The sequence below is a fragment of the Bacillus sp. Brlt_9 genome, assembly GCF_051948935.1.
In the GTDB taxonomy this organism is placed as follows: Bacteria; Bacillota; Bacilli; order Bacillales; family Bacillaceae_G; genus Bacillus_A.
On sequence record NZ_JAYJLO010000002.1, the window covers coordinates 113,586 to 128,071 of the forward strand.

Sequence of the window (14,486 nt, forward strand, 5' to 3'; positions counted from 1 at the left end):
TCCCTCGCTTACATATATATGGAGATATTAGCTTTTATTTTAATAAGATTTTATTGAGGGAGTAATAATGTTTTGTAAAGAAAAAGTTAGATTTTATAAAAAAAGCTGCCAGTATTATGGCAGCGGTAAAATCACTTTTGTAGTGATTTATAATATTGACCTTTTTCAACATATTGTGTGCGAATTCGCTCCATGTCTTTACGGTCTTCTTCTGTTAACTCACGAACGACTTTCGCTGGACGACCGAAAGCTAATGTGTTTGGCGGGATTTTCTTTCCTTGTGAAACGAGGCTTCCAGCACCGATAAAGGCTCCTTCGCCAATTTCAGCACCATCCAATATAATAGAGCCCATTCCAATTAAAGCATCCTTTTTTATATGGCAGCTATGTAAAATAACTTGATGTCCAACTGTCACATCATCTTCTAAAATAAGAGGATACTGAGGGCTTTGGTGGAGTGTACATTGGTCTTGTACATTTACTCGGTCTCCAATGATTGTTGGTGACACATCGCCGCGTATGACTGTATTAAACCAAATACTTGATTCCTCGCCAACGGAAACATCGCCTGTAATCGTAACATAGTCAGCGATAAAAGCACTACTCGCAATTTTCGGATTTTTTTCTTTGTAAGGGTATATCATGTAAAGCCTTCCTTTCCTAGAGACTAGTTTCAGTGTATCAAATTATGAGAAAGAGTGAAATGGAGGAGAGCCGTATGTGGAATTATGAAGCAGAGGAAGCGAAAGCTGTCGTTGTTATCGTGCACGGCGCAATGGAATACCACGGACGTTACGAAGCTGTTGCGGAAATGTGGAATCATAGTGGCTACCACGTCGTGATGGGAGACCTTCCGTCGCACGGAACGACTTCAAGAAATAGAGGACATATTGATTCATTTGATGAATACATAGAGGAAGTTAAATTGTGGATGAAAGAGGCAAGGAAGTATCGGTTACCTATTTTTCTATTCGGTCATAGTATGGGCGGTCTTATCGTCATTCGTATGATGCAAGAAACGAAGAGAGAAGATGTAGACGGTATTATTTTAAGTTCGCCATGTTTAGGCGTATTAGCTGCACCTGCTGCTCCGCTTCGAGCTGCGTCAAAAATATTAAATATCGTTGCCCCAAAATTGCAATTTGCAACGAATCTTACAGTGGAAATGTCAACACGTAATCATGAAGTGAGAGATGCGATGGAGAATGATTCATTGTTCTTGCGCAAAGTGTCAGTACGTTGGTATAGTGAATTAATTAAGTCTATTGAAATTGCTCATAAAAAAATAGGTGATTTTCCAGACGTTCCACTCTTGCTAATGCAAGCATGTGAGGATAAACTTGTAGATAAAACACGTGTCCGCACTTGGTTTGATAATGTTAAAATAAGTGATAAGGCATATAAAGAATGGCCGAATTGTTATCATGAGTTATTAAACGAGTATGAGCGTGATGAAATTTTGAATTATATTCAGTCATTTACTGAAATACGCATCCATAACATAATAGAAACAAATAAGTAAATTATTTGTACATTGAATAGAGGAGATGAAGGAAGAAGTGAACGTACCGAGTAATCCCATAACGCTCATGGCGAAAGTATACCGTGATGTGTTTCCGGTTGTACACCATGAGCTAGCGATGTGGAAAGAGCGTGCCTACCATATTCCGAATGATGAGCTTCATAGTCAGGCAATCGCAAGTATTGAGCATAAAACGTTTCATTGCGAAGGCGGTGGCATTTTAGCGCTATTAGCGAATGAACACCGTGAGGAATGTATTCGTTTTATCGTCGCATATCAAACGATTAGTGACTACTTAGATAATTTATGTGATCGCAGTACATCACTTGATCCGAATGATTTCGCCGCGTTGCATGAATCGATGTTAATGGCATTATCACCTGAAGTAGAAGGTGGCGGTAATTATTATCGTTATCGTGATGATCAAGATGATGGTGGTTATTTAGATGAACTTGTTGAAACGTGCCAAGATGTTTTAAAGAAAACGAAGCACTATGACAAAATTGCTCCTGTTCTTCATGAACTTGCTTGTTATTATTGTGATTTGCAAATTCATAAACACGTGAAGTTAGAAGAAAGAGAACCACGATTACAAAAGTGGTTTGAAGCGCATAAAGAAAACTTACCTGAGATGAGTTGGTTTGAATTTTCAGCATGTGCCGGTTCTACACTTGGAATATTCTGTCTTGTCGCATATGCCTTTCATGATGAATTACATGATGAAGATATTGCGAAAATTAGACAAGGATATTTCCCTTACGTACAAGGGCTTCATATCTTACTTGATTATTTCATTGATCAAGAAGAAGACCGCGCTGGCGGGGATTTGAATTTCTGTAGTTATTACGAAAATGAGCAAGCAATATTAGATCGGATGAAACACTTTGTAGAAGAAGCAGAGAAGAGCATTGGTGATTTGCCTCATGCGAAGTTTCATCGCCTTATAAGCCGAGGGTTACTTGGTATTTATTTATCAGATCAAAAAGTATCAGCACAAAAGAATATGCACAAAATGGCACGGCGCATTGTAAAATACGGTGGCCTCACTTCACGATTCTTCTATTGGAACGGGAAGATGTACCGAAAGAAAATGGCGCAGTGATGAAGAAAACCACTCATGTAGAGTGGTTTTTTTTGTTATAATATGGTAAAGGTGGTGGCGGAAATGAAGAGATTGTTTCAAAAGCTATATGACCATATTGAAGTAACATTACTCGTGCTACTTTCCATTTCATTTGTAACTGGAATGTATATGATGATGAATAAAGCCGGTGGTCCTACAACGATGGATTATGTAGCGCAAGTTATCATTGCATTGATTATTATAGTAGATATTGTCTTTTTAATAAGTGGTAGAAAAAAAGAAAATAGTAAATAAAAAGCATTTGTACAGGAGAGTACAAATGCTTTTTATTATGATCGTATTTTTGAAAATACATATATAAGAAGTTCAATCGCAAAAATAACTAAAACAGATAGTCCGAATAAAGGCATGACAGCGCCTAGTATAATCATCATGATAAAGAAAACGAGTACGCTTTTCTTATCTCTTTGCTTTGGTGGTGCTGCTAATTTTCCTTTCGGTTTTCTTGCTAACCACATTTTTATTCCGTAATAAATGAGAAGTAATAAAGATAATGTCGTTAGTAAGCATACTATTTTATTTGGCCATCCGAATAAATGACCTTCGTGAAGCGGGATACCGTAAGTGAACCATTGTGCAAATAAGCCATAATCACGATAGTCCGTTTTCGAAATGAGTTCTCCGCTATATTGATCAAAGTAAGCTGTTATTTCTTCATTTGGTGCGACGTGCATACCCGTAATACCAGAACCGCTCGATTTCGAAACGGTGAATACACCTTTCGGATCAGCTGGTAGTGAAATAACATATGGTTTCCTTATTTCAATTTCTTTTTGTAATTCATCGACAGAAATTGCTTTCGGTTCATTTGAATTCGATTCAGGAGGAGCTTCTTTTCTTGTTGCCCACGGCAATTCTTTTACCTTTGATTCAGGCGGTGCCATATACAATTTTGGATATCCGAGTGATTCATTTGACGATGCGATTTTATAAATTTGGTTCCCCATAAATCCTGACCATGGCAATCCAGTTGCGACTAGCAGAACGAGTGGAATTGTAAATATAATACCGATAATAGAATGACGTCGTTTTGCTTTTTCTCGCTTATTGGATGCCGGTGTGTTTTTGAATTGGCGTATACTCATATAGAGCCCAGTAACAATTAAGAAGATTGTCCAGCATGCCGCAAGTTCTACAGTATAGTTGACGACAGTGCCACCAACTAAAAGAGAACTATGTAATTCCCTCATTACATTGGCAAATGTTTCACTTGCGTTTTGATCCCCAACAATTTGATTATTGCTGTCTAAATACACATATTTTTGTTGTCCAGTATACTCATTTGCAATCGTAAGTCTCGTATTATAATCCTCATTAAATTCACTAATTTTCGCCACGCTATAATGTGGATATTTTTTCTCTGTTAAGGAAATAGAATCAGACATCGAAATAGATTCTGTTTGGGCGCTCTTCCCAAAATATAAATCTTTATAGATGAAATCTTCAACCTCTTCCCGAAATAAATACCCAATTCCGCTCAGTGACAAAGTAATAAGAAGCGGCGTAATAAAAAGCCCAGCATAAAAATGCCAACGCCAAAAAATGTAATGAAGCGAACGATTTACTTTCATACTTTCAGTTCCCCTAACCTTCCCTATATGAATAACTACTTATTTAATATAGCGAGATTAAGTGTGATTACTTTGAAAGAATTGTGAAGAAAGTTAAAAGTTTTTTAAGGATTTTTATCGGCGAGACATACAATAAGTAATGCAAAGCTTAGTTGAATGAATTAGCTCTTCATCTCCTTTTTGTAGCCTGATTTGAAGCGCTTTTTGAAAACAAGTAAGGGCGGTGTGGAAGTCACCTTCATCTAATTTACTTTTTCCGTAATGTTGGTAGAAAAAATCTTCATAAGCGGGTAAGTCTGGCAGTGTTTGTAGAAGTTCGGCAAAGATTGTATTTGCAGCAGCAACCTTTCTTTCCCAATGATATGTATGTGCGAGGCGAAGTTTGTTAATAAAAAGCCCTTGGATGTTATCTGTTTGTGTGTAATATTCAATGGCCTTCTGTAAGTAATACTCACTGTCAGAAAGGTTGCCAGCGATTCGTTCATAAACACCGATTAATCCGGAGTTTTTTCCGTATAACGAACTTTCATGTAAATGCTCTTTCAAAAATACAATCCCTTGCTTCATTTCAGCAAGGGATATAGGTTTTTCTCTAAGGTTTTCATCAAACGTGTATCCCATTTCAAAAGGTATATTCATTGGGACCCCCTTATAGTTTCTACATACATCCTAACAACGGCTTTCGCAAGACATTGAGAGGAATCAACAAAATCCTCACTCGCGATCACATTCAAATCGGTACATGCGATAATTGCCGTATCAACTTCATCTCTCAATTGTAAAACGAGCTCATTCCACAATTCGCGAGCTTTTTCAATTTCTCCGCCTTTAATACAAGAAATAATTTGATTAATCATTTCTTGCCATTTTTCATGATGAATGTACTCTATATTACGTTTTACAATCCCATCTTGGTAAATTCCAGCTTGAACAGTTGCTTCGGTTGCGAGAAGAGCGACTCTTTTGGCAGTTTCAGGAATTGCTTGTAACGTCTCATCAACTATATTCAAAATAGGAATAGAAAGAGATCGCTGTAATTCTTCAAAATAAAGATGCGCTGTATTGCACGGCATAGCGATAAATTCTACACCAGTACTTTCAAACTTTTGCGCCCCTTCAATAATCGCTTTTTTCATTGCTTCGTGATCAATAGGGTGATCCATGTAAAACGGTGTTGGGCACGAGTAAATCATCATATGAGGAAAATCCATATCATGCTTTGCTCCGTATATTGTTTGGCACCCTGCTACAACTGTATCGACGAATGGTCCAGTTGATTTTGGCCCCATTCCTGCTAGTATTCCGATCATTGTTTCGTCTCCTTTAATATGTAATCAAAAACGTTTTTTGCGAACGATAAAAAGAAATAAGGTAAATAATAAAAATGAATATACGATAGCCCAAGCTGTGAGCCATAGCGTGTGAGTCAGTATATTATATTTGTATTGTCCAAGCATTAGAAAGCTTTCGACAGGTGGTAAAAACCATAGTAACTCTTTTTTAAACCGGATAGATGCAATCGTTATAAGCAATATAAATGTAAGGCTAAGCCAAGCAGTGCCTGCTTTTTGAATCATATTTCTAGTAAATAATGTTGCGATTGAAATTCCTAGTATAGAGAAAGACATGTGAGCGAGAAATCCGACTAGAAATAAAGAAACTGTTATTTGTTCGTTAAACATTTGCAAAATAATGGGATAGATTACGGATATAAACGATAACACAGTACAAATGAGAAGAGCGGTAATATATTTACCAACATATAGTGCGGAAATATTATTTGTGTGAGAAATAGTAATTTGCTCTTGAACATGGTCTTCGGTATGAAAAATTGTGACTGTAACCCAGGCTGATAATAAATAAAGTGCGAGTGCGGTTTCTAAATATGTCGGTACAATAGGAGTCGGTTTATATGTATATACAAAAAGTAAGCTCACAAAGTACATCGCAATAGGAGGGATGTACTTATACGATTTTGTATAGTCGAGAAAATGGTAACGAATAAGCGCAAACATAATAAACCTTCTTTCGATTTAAAAGTTAGGTTGTAGCAGTGTGATAGATGCTTTTTTATGTAATAAAAACTGAAGTATATCGTTTGTATATTCTTTTTCGATTTGTAATTGAATAAGGTTTTGATTTGAATTGTGTGCAACGTGTATAAAACCGGATTGCTTTTGTAGTTCTATCGCTGAAAATGTGTCGTGAACGATTGCCTCAATATAGACCTGTTCTGCTACTTTTTGTACAGAGGTATTTTCTGCAATTGTATGATTTGCTAACGTCATAATTCTATCGGCGAAGTTTTCTAATAGTTGTTTTTCATGACATGTGAAGAGTATAGTTATACCTTGTTGTTTTAATGATAGTAAAATATGTTCTAATTCTTGCTGGGAGTTAGGATCGAGCCCAGAAAGTGGTTCATCTAAAATTAGTAAATGAACGTCCGTAAGTAATGCTTGCATAATGCCTGTTTTTTGTTTCATACCTTTTGAAAAGTTGCGTACAACGGAATGCCTTGCATGAAGTAAATGAAAAGATTCAAGGAGCATCGGAATTTTATCTTTTACATATTTTGTTGATAAACCGTGAATGTGGCCGAGATGATATAGATAATCCTCTAATGTAAAACGGATCCCTTCAGGAAAATGTTCAGGTACATAGCCGATTTGTATATGTTCTTTTCTTTGAAGTGTCCCTGCCGTAGGTGAAATAAAACCTGCAATTATTTTGAGGAGAGTACTTTTTCCAGTCCCGTTCCCGCCAATAATAGCGAGTGCTTCTCCTTCTGGAATGGATAAATCAATGTTGTCTAGTATAAGTGATTTGCCATACTTCTTTTGAATTCCCCGTAGTTCTACTAGCAAAGTTCTATCCTTCTTTCTTTAAATAGTGTATATATCCATTATATAGGAGAATAACAAAAAGACGTGCAATAAATGCACGTCTTTTTGTTATCTTTTTTCTATAAGTCGATATATTATCGTTTCTCAATCGCCACAATAAATGGCGGGTTATTTTGTTGGTTAATAAAGCCGTATCGCAGTACGTGAGCTTGTTTTTGGTCTAGTTCTTCGGCAAATGTAAGTACAGCGTCGCGTTCTACTTGTCCTTCTGGATGTCCGTGGTAAATAACAAGGACGATGATACCTTCAGGTGCCATTACTTCTAATAATTGTTCGATTGCTGAGATTGTTGAGTTCGGTTTTGTAACGATATGCTTGTCTCCGCCTGGAAGGTAACCCAAATTGAAAATTGCGCCTGTTACTTTTCCTTTTGCATCTTCTGGTAATACGGATAGAAGTGTATCGTGACTATCGTGAACTAAAACAGTACGTTCGAAAAGTTCTTTTTCTTTTAGGCGGATGGTAGAACTTTCAATTGCCTCTTTTTGAATATCAAATCCAAATACTTTTCCGTTATCGCCAACGATTTCAGCTAGGAAGCATGTGTCATGCCCGTTTCCTAAAGTTGCATCTACAGCGTAATCGCCTTCTTTTACTGCCGTTTGCAAGAGAGTGCGAGCAAACGGTAATACACGTTCTAATTTCATTTTTGTTTCTCCTCATTTGCATATTTTCCTTGCCAGCTTCCGCGGCGTACAAATTCTGCATCGATGGAATTTAATACTTCCCATTTATTTAAGCTCCACATTGGACCAATCATTAAATCAGGTGGACCGTCACCTGTGATGCGGTGCACAATTACGTCTTCTGGAATAATTTCAAGCTGGTCAACAACGAGACTTACGTAATCCTCAAGAGAAAGGAACTCGAGTTGTCCTTTTTCATATTGCTTCACCATTGGCGTTCCTTTTAATAAATGAAGTAAATGAATTTTAATTCCTTGTACGTCAAGCTTCGCTACTTCACGAGCTGTTTCCATCATCATGTCGTAATTTTCAAGTGGAAGACCGTTAATAATATGAGAGCAAACTCGAATACCGTGCTTACGTAATTTATTTACGCCTTCAACGTAAGAAGGATAATCGTGAGCACGGTTAATAAGATTTGCAGTTCGTTCATGGACAGTTTGTAGTCCGAGTTCCACCCAAAGATACGTGCGTTTATTTAAGTCCGCTAAATATTCAACGACATCGTCCGGTAAACAATCAGGACGAGTTGCGATAGAAAGACCGACAACGTCTTTTTCTGCTAGAAGCGGTTCGAATTTTTCTTTTAACACTTCAAGTGGTGCGTGTGTATTTGTGTAAGCTTGGAAATAAGCGATACATTTTCCATCTTTCCACTTGGAGCGCATTTTTTCTTTCATTTCATGATATTGCGTTATAACATCATCGCGGCGATCGCCAGCGAAGTCACCAGATCCAGCGGCACTGCAAAATGTACAACCGCCGTAAGCAACTGTACCGTCACGGTTCGGACAATCGAAGCCAGCGTCTAATGAAACTTTAAAGATTTTTTCACCAAATTCATTGCGTAAATGGTAATTCCATGTGTGATAACGTTTATTGTCGTTTGTATATGGAAAAGGGTTTTGAACCTTCATTATTTTCCCTCCTAAGCCGAGTCAAAATGAAACAAAATACATTATAACATACTCATAAGGTTCAGATGGAAGGGACACACTAAAGGGGAATTGAAGCAAGGAGGGACAATTATGGCAGAGCGTCAATCACTTGAATCGTATATTACACAAGCGGAACAAGCGGTGGAATATGCGAAAGAACAATTAGACCAAGGCATGAGACAAGAGCATTACAATACGATGGAGTATTCAGATGCGCAGTTACAATTAGAGCAAGCGTATAACGATTTACAAACGATGCAACAACATGCGAATGATGAGCAACGTGAGCAATTAAATAGAGCACGTATGGCAATTCGCCAATTGCAACATCAAATGATTATTACGCCGCACTAATAAGGAGTGAATGTAATGGCGAAACGTTCAGATCAAAATAACCCAGAGCAAAAAACGCAAAATGGACATAACGCTGAGTTTTCGAATGAACTTGATCCAGTTGTTCAAGTGAAACAGCGTAATAGTAAAAAAGGACAACCGCAAAAATCGAAGCAATCAGAGTAAACCAGGTCGCATTATGACCTGGTTTTATTTTGCTATGTGATGGGTGTGAGCTAATCAAGAGATAAAATAACAATGATTAAAGCTTTAATTTATTATATGACAATAATGTAAGATTCCTGTAAGGTTTGCCGATAGTTACGTTTGTCCTTTTCCAGTAGAGTAAGGGAGGATTACATTTTATACAAGGAGTTGCTTTATGGGGAACAACATTTCAAACAAACGAATTGATGAGTTAGATTACATTCGTGGCTTCGCATTACTGGGGATTATTTTAGTAAATATTCTTGCACTACTTAACATTAACATTCCAGATCCTAATACAGTGGATGCTAGTTATCAAAGGTTTTTATACTTATTTGTAGAAGGTCGTTTCTTCTCAATCTTCTCATTTTTATTTGGAGTGGGATTCTATATCTTTATCTCTAGAGCAATCGCAAAGGGGAAAAATGGATATGTTTTATTTTTCCGCCGCTTAGTTGCACTATTTATTTTCGGTTTGATTCATCAAATGTTTCAGCCTGGAGAAGCACTAGCGTTATACGCAATTTGCGGGTTAATTGTTTTACCGTTTTATAAGGCGAAAAAAGAAGTGAACCTAGTACTAGGGCTTATTTTAACGATTACCTTCAGTGTAATGGGAGCGAAAGAACTATTACCACTTGGCTTAATTTTATTAGGGCTTGCTGCAGGACAGTATCGTGTATTTGAAAATCTTACACAAAATATAAAGAAAGTCGCTATTTTTACAGGTATTATGTTTGTTTTAAGTGTCATAGCTGTATGGTATCAATATGGGCATGTTCCTGCTGAACCATTTATAAATGGGATAATGGAAACTGAAGATGGAACAATGGATGCTGCAAGCCAATTTTTAAAAATGGGTATTACAGTCGGACCAATTATTTCAGCTTTCTATGTTGGAGCATTAATTTTACTACTTCAATTAAAACCAGTTCAAACATTGTTAGCGCCACTGAAATATTATGGTCGTATGGCTTTAACGAATTATATCGGTCAAACTGCAATGATTTTAATCGCAGGAAGTGTATGTAACTTTGCGGGAAATTTAACTTACATGCAGACGTTATATGTGTGTATTGCAATTTACGTAATTCAAATTGTGTTTAGTGTAGTTTGGATGAAAATCTTTAAAATGGGTCCATTAGAATGGATTTGGCGTGTTATTACGTACTGGACGGTAACACCTTTAAAGAAATAAAGTGAAACTTTAATCAGTGGGGGTTTTCTTCATCCCCCACTTAACCTTTTTGCTTTCGCTGAATTTTGAGGTGGGGGTCTTACTGCCCATTAAAGTGGGATAAAGAGAGAAGTGGGCTGTTCCTTTTATGGAACAGCTCATTTTTATTGTCAGCTTTTGTCGATAAGTCGATATATTTTGAAAATCGCCGATATAATTGGAGTTACGTTCGATATATTTCGAAAATCGCCGATATAATTGGAGTTACGGTCGATATATTTGAAAAATCGCCGATATAATTTCATTTACCGATTCAATATGTCACTAGTATGAAAAGCAAAGCTTACAATCACGCCTTTTTATCTTACAAAAGTGTAAGGTAATTGTAATGTTAACAAATAGCAGTTCATCTCTAAAAGGCGCAAAATAGGTAATGGAAAAACAAGCGTAGGAGGATATATATGACGAAACCAGTTGTAGACGTAAAAGACGTCCAAAAAGTGTACGGCAAAAAAGGTGAGAACCAATCACACGCGTTAAAAGGTGTATCATTCTCAATTCAAGAGGGTGAGTTTGTTGGAATTATGGGACCATCGGGTTCTGGTAAAACGACATTATTAAATGTAATTTCAACGCTTGATAAAGCAACGGGGGGCGTTGTTGAAATTGCGGGTACGGATATTACGAAAATGAAGCAAGGTGAGCTTTCTGATTTCCGTTCACAAAAATTAGGATTCATCTTCCAAGACTTTAACTTATTAGAGAACTTATCTATTTATGAAAACATCGCACTTCCATTATCTCTTCAAGGTGTCTCGTCACGTAATATTGGACCGAAAGTAGAAAAAGTAGCGGATATGTTAGGGATTACAGAAATTCTTCAAAAGTATCCATCTGAAGTATCTGGTGGACAAAAGCAACGTTCGGCAGCAGCACGCGCATTAGTACATGAGCCTGCAATTATTTTAGGAGACGAGCCAACAGGAGCGCTTGATTCTAAAAATGCGACGAGTTTACTTGATGCAATGACAAACTTAAATAAAGATCAAGGCGTATCTATTATGATGGTTACACATGATCCGTACAGTGCAAGTTACTGTCAGCGTATTTTATTCATTCAAGATGGTGAGCTATATAAAGAGATTCACCGCGGTGGTACGCGTGAAGAATTCTATAAAGAAATTTTAGATGTACTTGCAGATTTAGGTACACAAAAAGCGTAAGAAAGGAGGGCCCAGTATGTTATTTAAACTTTCCATGTCAGGGCTAAAAAGTAAGCTGAAAGATTACGTCGTCTTACTTGTTGGTCTTGTTATGTCGATTTCAATTTTTTACATGTTTCAAACGTTAGCGCTGAATAAAGCGTTTCTTGAATCTAATTCTGTTATTAGTTCTATTGGATTTGTATTCCAAGCAGGTTCATTTTTACTAGCTATTATAACGTTCTTCTATATTTTGTATGCGAACTCTTTCTTACTATCTCTTCGTCAAAAAGAGTTTGGTATGTATATGATGTTAGGAGCAAAAAAGCATAAAGTTACATTACTTATGTTTATTGAAACGATTGTCTTAGGTGCTGCGTCTCTTGCGATTGGTATTATAGTTGGTGTAGGACTTGCAGAAGGTATCGGACAGCTATTAATGAAACAATTAGAGTTTGCTGGTGAAGGTTATAAAGCATTTTACCTTCCATCTATGACTGTTACTTTTATTTTCTTCTTTGCATTATTTGTACTATCAGCAATTATGAACAGTATTAAGTTATCACGTATTTCTGTACTGCAACTTGTACATGCAGACGCACAAACAGAACGTGTTGCAGTAAAAGGAAAAATGACAGGTTTAGTTGCATTCCTTGCGGTTATTTTATTAGGCATTGGATATGCAGCTATGGTGAATATGGAAACGTTAAGAGAGATGGGAGTTCTTATTGCGTTAGTTACAACAACAGCTGGTACTTACATGCTGTTTGGATCACTTCTCCCGGTTGTTATTAAAAAATTAAAAAGTAATAAAAAGCGTAGCGAAAAAGGGCTTAACGCCTTTACTTTCGCACAGTTAAACTTCCGTATTAATAGTTTAACGAAAGTACTTGCGACAGTAGCGATGTTAGTAGCACTTGGAGCTGGTGCGATTTCAGGTGGTATGGCGTTTAAAAATAACGTTATAAAAATGGTTGATGGTGTAGAGATTTATGACTCAGTAGTTCATAATCCAACAGCTGAAGAAAAGAAAATTTTAGATGGCATATCATTTAAAAATAAAGCTGAGTACCGTTATAAAGTGGACGACAAATATATTTATTATGTAAAAGAAGATTTAGAGAAACAAAAGCCACTTATTCGAGACGGTTTAGGTAAAGAGAATTTCGGTAAATTTAAAGAAATTTCAGGAGAGGCTCCAGTCGGTACAGTAGCAGGAGTGAGATCAGAGCAAAATCAAAATGAAAAAGCAATGCCTGAAGAATGGGATGAGGCATTTAGAACAATCCAACCGTATTATATATATCAAGATCATGCAATTAAAATTGTAGATCAAAAAACGTACGATACTGTAAATGGTAAAGAAGGAATCGTATTTACTGGAAAGACAGATGATTTCGTAGCGTACACAAAAGAATGGAAAAAAATTGACGAGTTGCAGCTAGATAAATATAAAAATGTAACAGCTGAACAAATGAATAGTAAACATCAAATGTATGACATGTTCTACGGCGTTGCGAGCGGAACAGTGTTTATGGGATTCTTCCTTGGAATTGCCTTCTTAGCGATGATGGCAAGTTGTTTAATGTTTAAAATTCTTTCTGGGGCATCAAAAGATATTACGCGTTATCAAATGCTTCGTAAAATCGGGGTGCGCCGTGAATTATTAACAAAATCAATTTATAAAGAATTATTCTTAGTATTCTTATTCCCAGCAATTGTAGGTATTGCTCACGTATTAGTTGGTATGAATATTTTCGGATTTATTTTAATCGATCCGTACTTCCGTATTTGGGTACCAATCGTAATTTTCGTAGTTATTTACACGATTTATTACTTCATTACCGTTCAATTGTATAAAGGAATTGTTCTTCCGAAAGAAGATTAATAAAAAACCGAGCGAAACTGCTCGGTTTTTATTATTTTCAGAAAAAACACTTTAATGTTACTGAAATATATAATATAATATAAATAAGTAACATAATATGTAAGTATCAGCAATTGAAAAGTGAAAGGAGGAATCCAATCTATAGAAAGAAGCTGAACTTGTACCCCCTATTTTTTCTACCCACACCGTATTTGTACAATCATAAATTTCCAAATGAAAAATTGTCGTAAGAGTATATTGTGAAAATAATGGATAATACATGGAAATCTCATAGCATGATAAGGTAAAATGGACAGGATAATGAGAAAATTACCGTTCATAAGATGAGGAGATACATGTATGGAAGTTGTAGAGGCATTAAAAGATATAAGCCAAATTGAGGCTATGAAAAAGTATTTAAAAGAGCACTCGCAGCGAGATTATCTTTTATTTGTTATTGGAATTAACACTGGATTAAAGATTACTGAACTACTTAGTATGAAATTTGAAGAGGTATTAAATGAGGATGGAACTGTTAAAGATTTCTACTCTCTTCCTGTAAAAGATGAAAAATTTAAACAAGATATTTATTTAAATACAAAAGTAAAAGAAGCACTTGTAGAGTATGTACAATCTATTGATGCTCAAAGAGAAAGTTACGTATTTCAATCTAATAAAACGACAAATTCAATTACGCGTCAACAAGCGTATCGTGTAATTCATAATGCTGCTGAAGCAGTTGGGATTATTGGTAAAATCGGAACAAACTCAATGAGAAAAACGTTTGGATTTCATGCTTACAAAAGAGGGATAGCGATTGCGCTATTACAAAAACATTTTCATCACGCGACACCTTCAGAGACATTAAAGTATTTGGGAATCTCAAAAGATGAAGAATTTAAAACAGAGATTGATGTCGATTTGTAAAAGCCG

Annotated in this window: 17 protein-coding genes; 9 read left to right on the forward strand and 8 right to left on the reverse strand. The window is 36.3% G+C overall.

Annotated elements, in window-relative coordinates; genetic code table 11:
* Positions 1-131 precede the first annotated feature (131 nt).
* Positions 132-644 carry a gamma carbonic anhydrase gene (locus VF726_RS06780; protein ID WP_000640209.1) on the reverse strand — a complete coding sequence of 171 codons (513 nt, stop codon included), beginning with the start codon at positions 642-644 and terminating at the stop codon, positions 132-134.
* A 74-nt stretch (positions 645-718) separates the two neighbouring features.
* Here VF726_RS06780 and VF726_RS06785 point away from each other — a divergent pair, with 74 nt between their 5' ends.
* The 3 genes from VF726_RS06785 to VF726_RS06795 are packed head-to-tail and all read left to right on the forward strand — an operon-like array spanning position 719 to position 2,900.
* Entirely contained in the window at positions 719-1,522 is an 804-nt protein-coding gene (locus tag VF726_RS06785) for a lysophospholipase (RefSeq protein ID WP_440166906.1), read from the forward strand.
* Between the two features lie 37 nt (positions 1,523-1,559).
* Positions 1,560-2,624, forward strand: coding sequence for a tetraprenyl-beta-curcumene synthase family protein (locus tag VF726_RS06790; RefSeq protein ID WP_440166908.1), 1,065 nt, complete (start codon positions 1,560-1,562; stop codon positions 2,622-2,624).
* A gap of 42 nt (positions 2,625-2,666) precedes the next feature.
* Positions 2,667-2,900, forward strand: a complete 234-nt coding sequence (locus VF726_RS06795) for a hypothetical protein (protein WP_140420756.1) — start codon at positions 2,667-2,669, stop codon at positions 2,898-2,900.
* 35 nt (positions 2,901-2,935) lie between these two features.
* On the opposite strand, the gene VF726_RS06800 is transcribed toward VF726_RS06795, so the two are convergent.
* The 7 genes from VF726_RS06800 to VF726_RS06830 form a co-directional block, all read right to left on the reverse strand.
* Positions 2,936-4,237, reverse strand: coding sequence for a PepSY-associated TM helix domain-containing protein (locus tag VF726_RS06800; protein WP_440166910.1), 1,302 nt, complete (start codon positions 4,235-4,237; stop codon positions 2,936-2,938).
* A gap of 114 nt (positions 4,238-4,351) precedes the next feature.
* Positions 4,352-4,876, reverse strand: a complete 525-nt coding sequence (locus tag VF726_RS06805) for a hypothetical protein (protein ID WP_440166912.1) — start codon at positions 4,874-4,876, stop codon at positions 4,352-4,354.
* A complete protein-coding gene (locus VF726_RS06810; RefSeq protein WP_440166914.1) occupies positions 4,873-5,547 on the reverse strand; it encodes an aspartate/glutamate racemase family protein in 675 nt (224 codons plus the stop codon). The genes VF726_RS06805 and VF726_RS06810 overlap by 4 nt, the downstream gene beginning before the upstream one ends.
* Positions 5,548-5,571: 24 nt before the next feature.
* Positions 5,572-6,252, reverse strand: a complete 681-nt coding sequence (locus VF726_RS06815; protein WP_440166916.1) for an ABC transporter permease — start codon at positions 6,250-6,252, stop codon at positions 5,572-5,574.
* 18 nt (positions 6,253-6,270) lie between these two features.
* Positions 6,271-7,104, reverse strand: a complete 834-nt coding sequence (locus VF726_RS06820; protein WP_440166918.1) for an ABC transporter ATP-binding protein — start codon at positions 7,102-7,104, stop codon at positions 6,271-6,273.
* Positions 7,105-7,217: 113 nt separating this feature from the next.
* Entirely contained in the window at positions 7,218-7,790 is a 573-nt protein-coding gene (locus tag VF726_RS06825; RefSeq protein WP_098991530.1) for a class I SAM-dependent methyltransferase, read from the reverse strand.
* Positions 7,787-8,746 (reverse strand): TIGR01212 family radical SAM protein, encoded by a 960-nt coding sequence (locus VF726_RS06830; protein WP_156573657.1) that lies wholly within the window; start codon positions 8,744-8,746, stop codon positions 7,787-7,789. The genes VF726_RS06825 and VF726_RS06830 overlap by 4 nt, the downstream gene beginning before the upstream one ends.
* Positions 8,747-8,857: 111 nt before the next feature.
* Here VF726_RS06830 and VF726_RS06835 point away from each other — a divergent pair, with 111 nt between their 5' ends.
* The 6 genes from VF726_RS06835 to VF726_RS06860 all read left to right on the forward strand — a co-directional run bounded on the left by VF726_RS06835 (position 8,858) and on the right by VF726_RS06860 (position 14,480).
* Positions 8,858-9,121: a YtzC family protein gene (locus VF726_RS06835; protein ID WP_000840869.1), complete on the forward strand. Its 264-nt coding sequence runs from the start codon at positions 8,858-8,860 to the stop codon at positions 9,119-9,121.
* A gap of 15 nt (positions 9,122-9,136) precedes the next feature.
* Complete coding sequence (locus tag VF726_RS06840) at positions 9,137-9,286, forward strand: hypothetical protein (RefSeq protein WP_001129344.1); 150 nt, start codon at positions 9,137-9,139, stop codon at positions 9,284-9,286.
* A 196-nt stretch (positions 9,287-9,482) separates the two neighbouring features.
* The gene (locus VF726_RS06845; protein ID WP_440166921.1) at positions 9,483-10,505 is read left to right on the forward strand and encodes a DUF418 domain-containing protein; all 1,023 of its coding nucleotides are present in this window, start codon (positions 9,483-9,485) and stop codon (positions 10,503-10,505) included.
* A 440-nt stretch (positions 10,506-10,945) separates the two neighbouring features.
* The gene (locus VF726_RS06850) at positions 10,946-11,707 is read left to right on the forward strand and encodes an ABC transporter ATP-binding protein (protein WP_440166923.1); all 762 of its coding nucleotides are present in this window, start codon (positions 10,946-10,948) and stop codon (positions 11,705-11,707) included.
* A 16-nt stretch (positions 11,708-11,723) separates the two neighbouring features.
* The gene (locus VF726_RS06855) at positions 11,724-13,574 is read left to right on the forward strand and encodes an FtsX-like permease family protein (RefSeq protein ID WP_440166925.1); all 1,851 of its coding nucleotides are present in this window, start codon (positions 11,724-11,726) and stop codon (positions 13,572-13,574) included.
* Between the two features lie 339 nt (positions 13,575-13,913).
* Complete coding sequence (locus VF726_RS06860) at positions 13,914-14,480, forward strand: tyrosine-type recombinase/integrase (RefSeq protein WP_166703412.1); 567 nt, start codon at positions 13,914-13,916, stop codon at positions 14,478-14,480.
* Positions 14,481-14,486 lie beyond the last annotated feature (6 nt).

What these genes read in the sequence shown, in the direction of transcription:
- VF726_RS06825 (WP_098991530.1), bottom strand. Translation starts at nt 7,790, where the DNA reads ATGAAATTAGAACGTGTATTACCGTTTGCTCGCACTCTCTTGCAAACG.
- VF726_RS06855 (WP_440166925.1), top strand. Translation starts at nt 11,724, where the DNA reads ATGTTATTTAAACTTTCCATGTCAGGGCTAAAAAGTAAGCTGAAAGAT.
- VF726_RS06780 (WP_000640209.1), bottom strand. Translation starts at nt 644, where the DNA reads ATGATATACCCTTACAAAGAAAAAAATCCGAAAATTGCGAGTAGTGCT.
- VF726_RS06795 (WP_140420756.1), top strand. Translation starts at nt 2,667, where the DNA reads ATGGTAAAGGTGGTGGCGGAAATGAAGAGATTGTTTCAAAAGCTATAT.
- VF726_RS06805 (WP_440166912.1), bottom strand. Translation starts at nt 4,876, where the DNA reads ATGAATATACCTTTTGAAATGGGATACACGTTTGATGAAAACCTTAGA.
- VF726_RS06835 (WP_000840869.1), top strand. Translation starts at nt 8,858, where the DNA reads ATGGCAGAGCGTCAATCACTTGAATCGTATATTACACAAGCGGAACAA.
- VF726_RS06860 (WP_166703412.1), top strand. Translation starts at nt 13,914, where the DNA reads ATGGAAGTTGTAGAGGCATTAAAAGATATAAGCCAAATTGAGGCTATG.
- VF726_RS06850 (WP_440166923.1), top strand. Translation starts at nt 10,946, where the DNA reads ATGACGAAACCAGTTGTAGACGTAAAAGACGTCCAAAAAGTGTACGGC.
- VF726_RS06845 (WP_440166921.1), top strand. Translation starts at nt 9,483, where the DNA reads ATGGGGAACAACATTTCAAACAAACGAATTGATGAGTTAGATTACATT.
- VF726_RS06840 (WP_001129344.1), top strand. Translation starts at nt 9,137, where the DNA reads ATGGCGAAACGTTCAGATCAAAATAACCCAGAGCAAAAAACGCAAAAT.
- VF726_RS06800 (WP_440166910.1), bottom strand. Translation starts at nt 4,237, where the DNA reads ATGAAAGTAAATCGTTCGCTTCATTACATTTTTTGGCGTTGGCATTTT.
- VF726_RS06785 (WP_440166906.1), top strand. Translation starts at nt 719, where the DNA reads ATGTGGAATTATGAAGCAGAGGAAGCGAAAGCTGTCGTTGTTATCGTG.
- VF726_RS06815 (WP_440166916.1), bottom strand. Translation starts at nt 6,252, where the DNA reads ATGTTTGCGCTTATTCGTTACCATTTTCTCGACTATACAAAATCGTAT.
- VF726_RS06830 (WP_156573657.1), bottom strand. Translation starts at nt 8,746, where the DNA reads ATGAAGGTTCAAAACCCTTTTCCATATACAAACGACAATAAACGTTAT.
- VF726_RS06810 (WP_440166914.1), bottom strand. Translation starts at nt 5,547, where the DNA reads ATGATCGGAATACTAGCAGGAATGGGGCCAAAATCAACTGGACCATTC.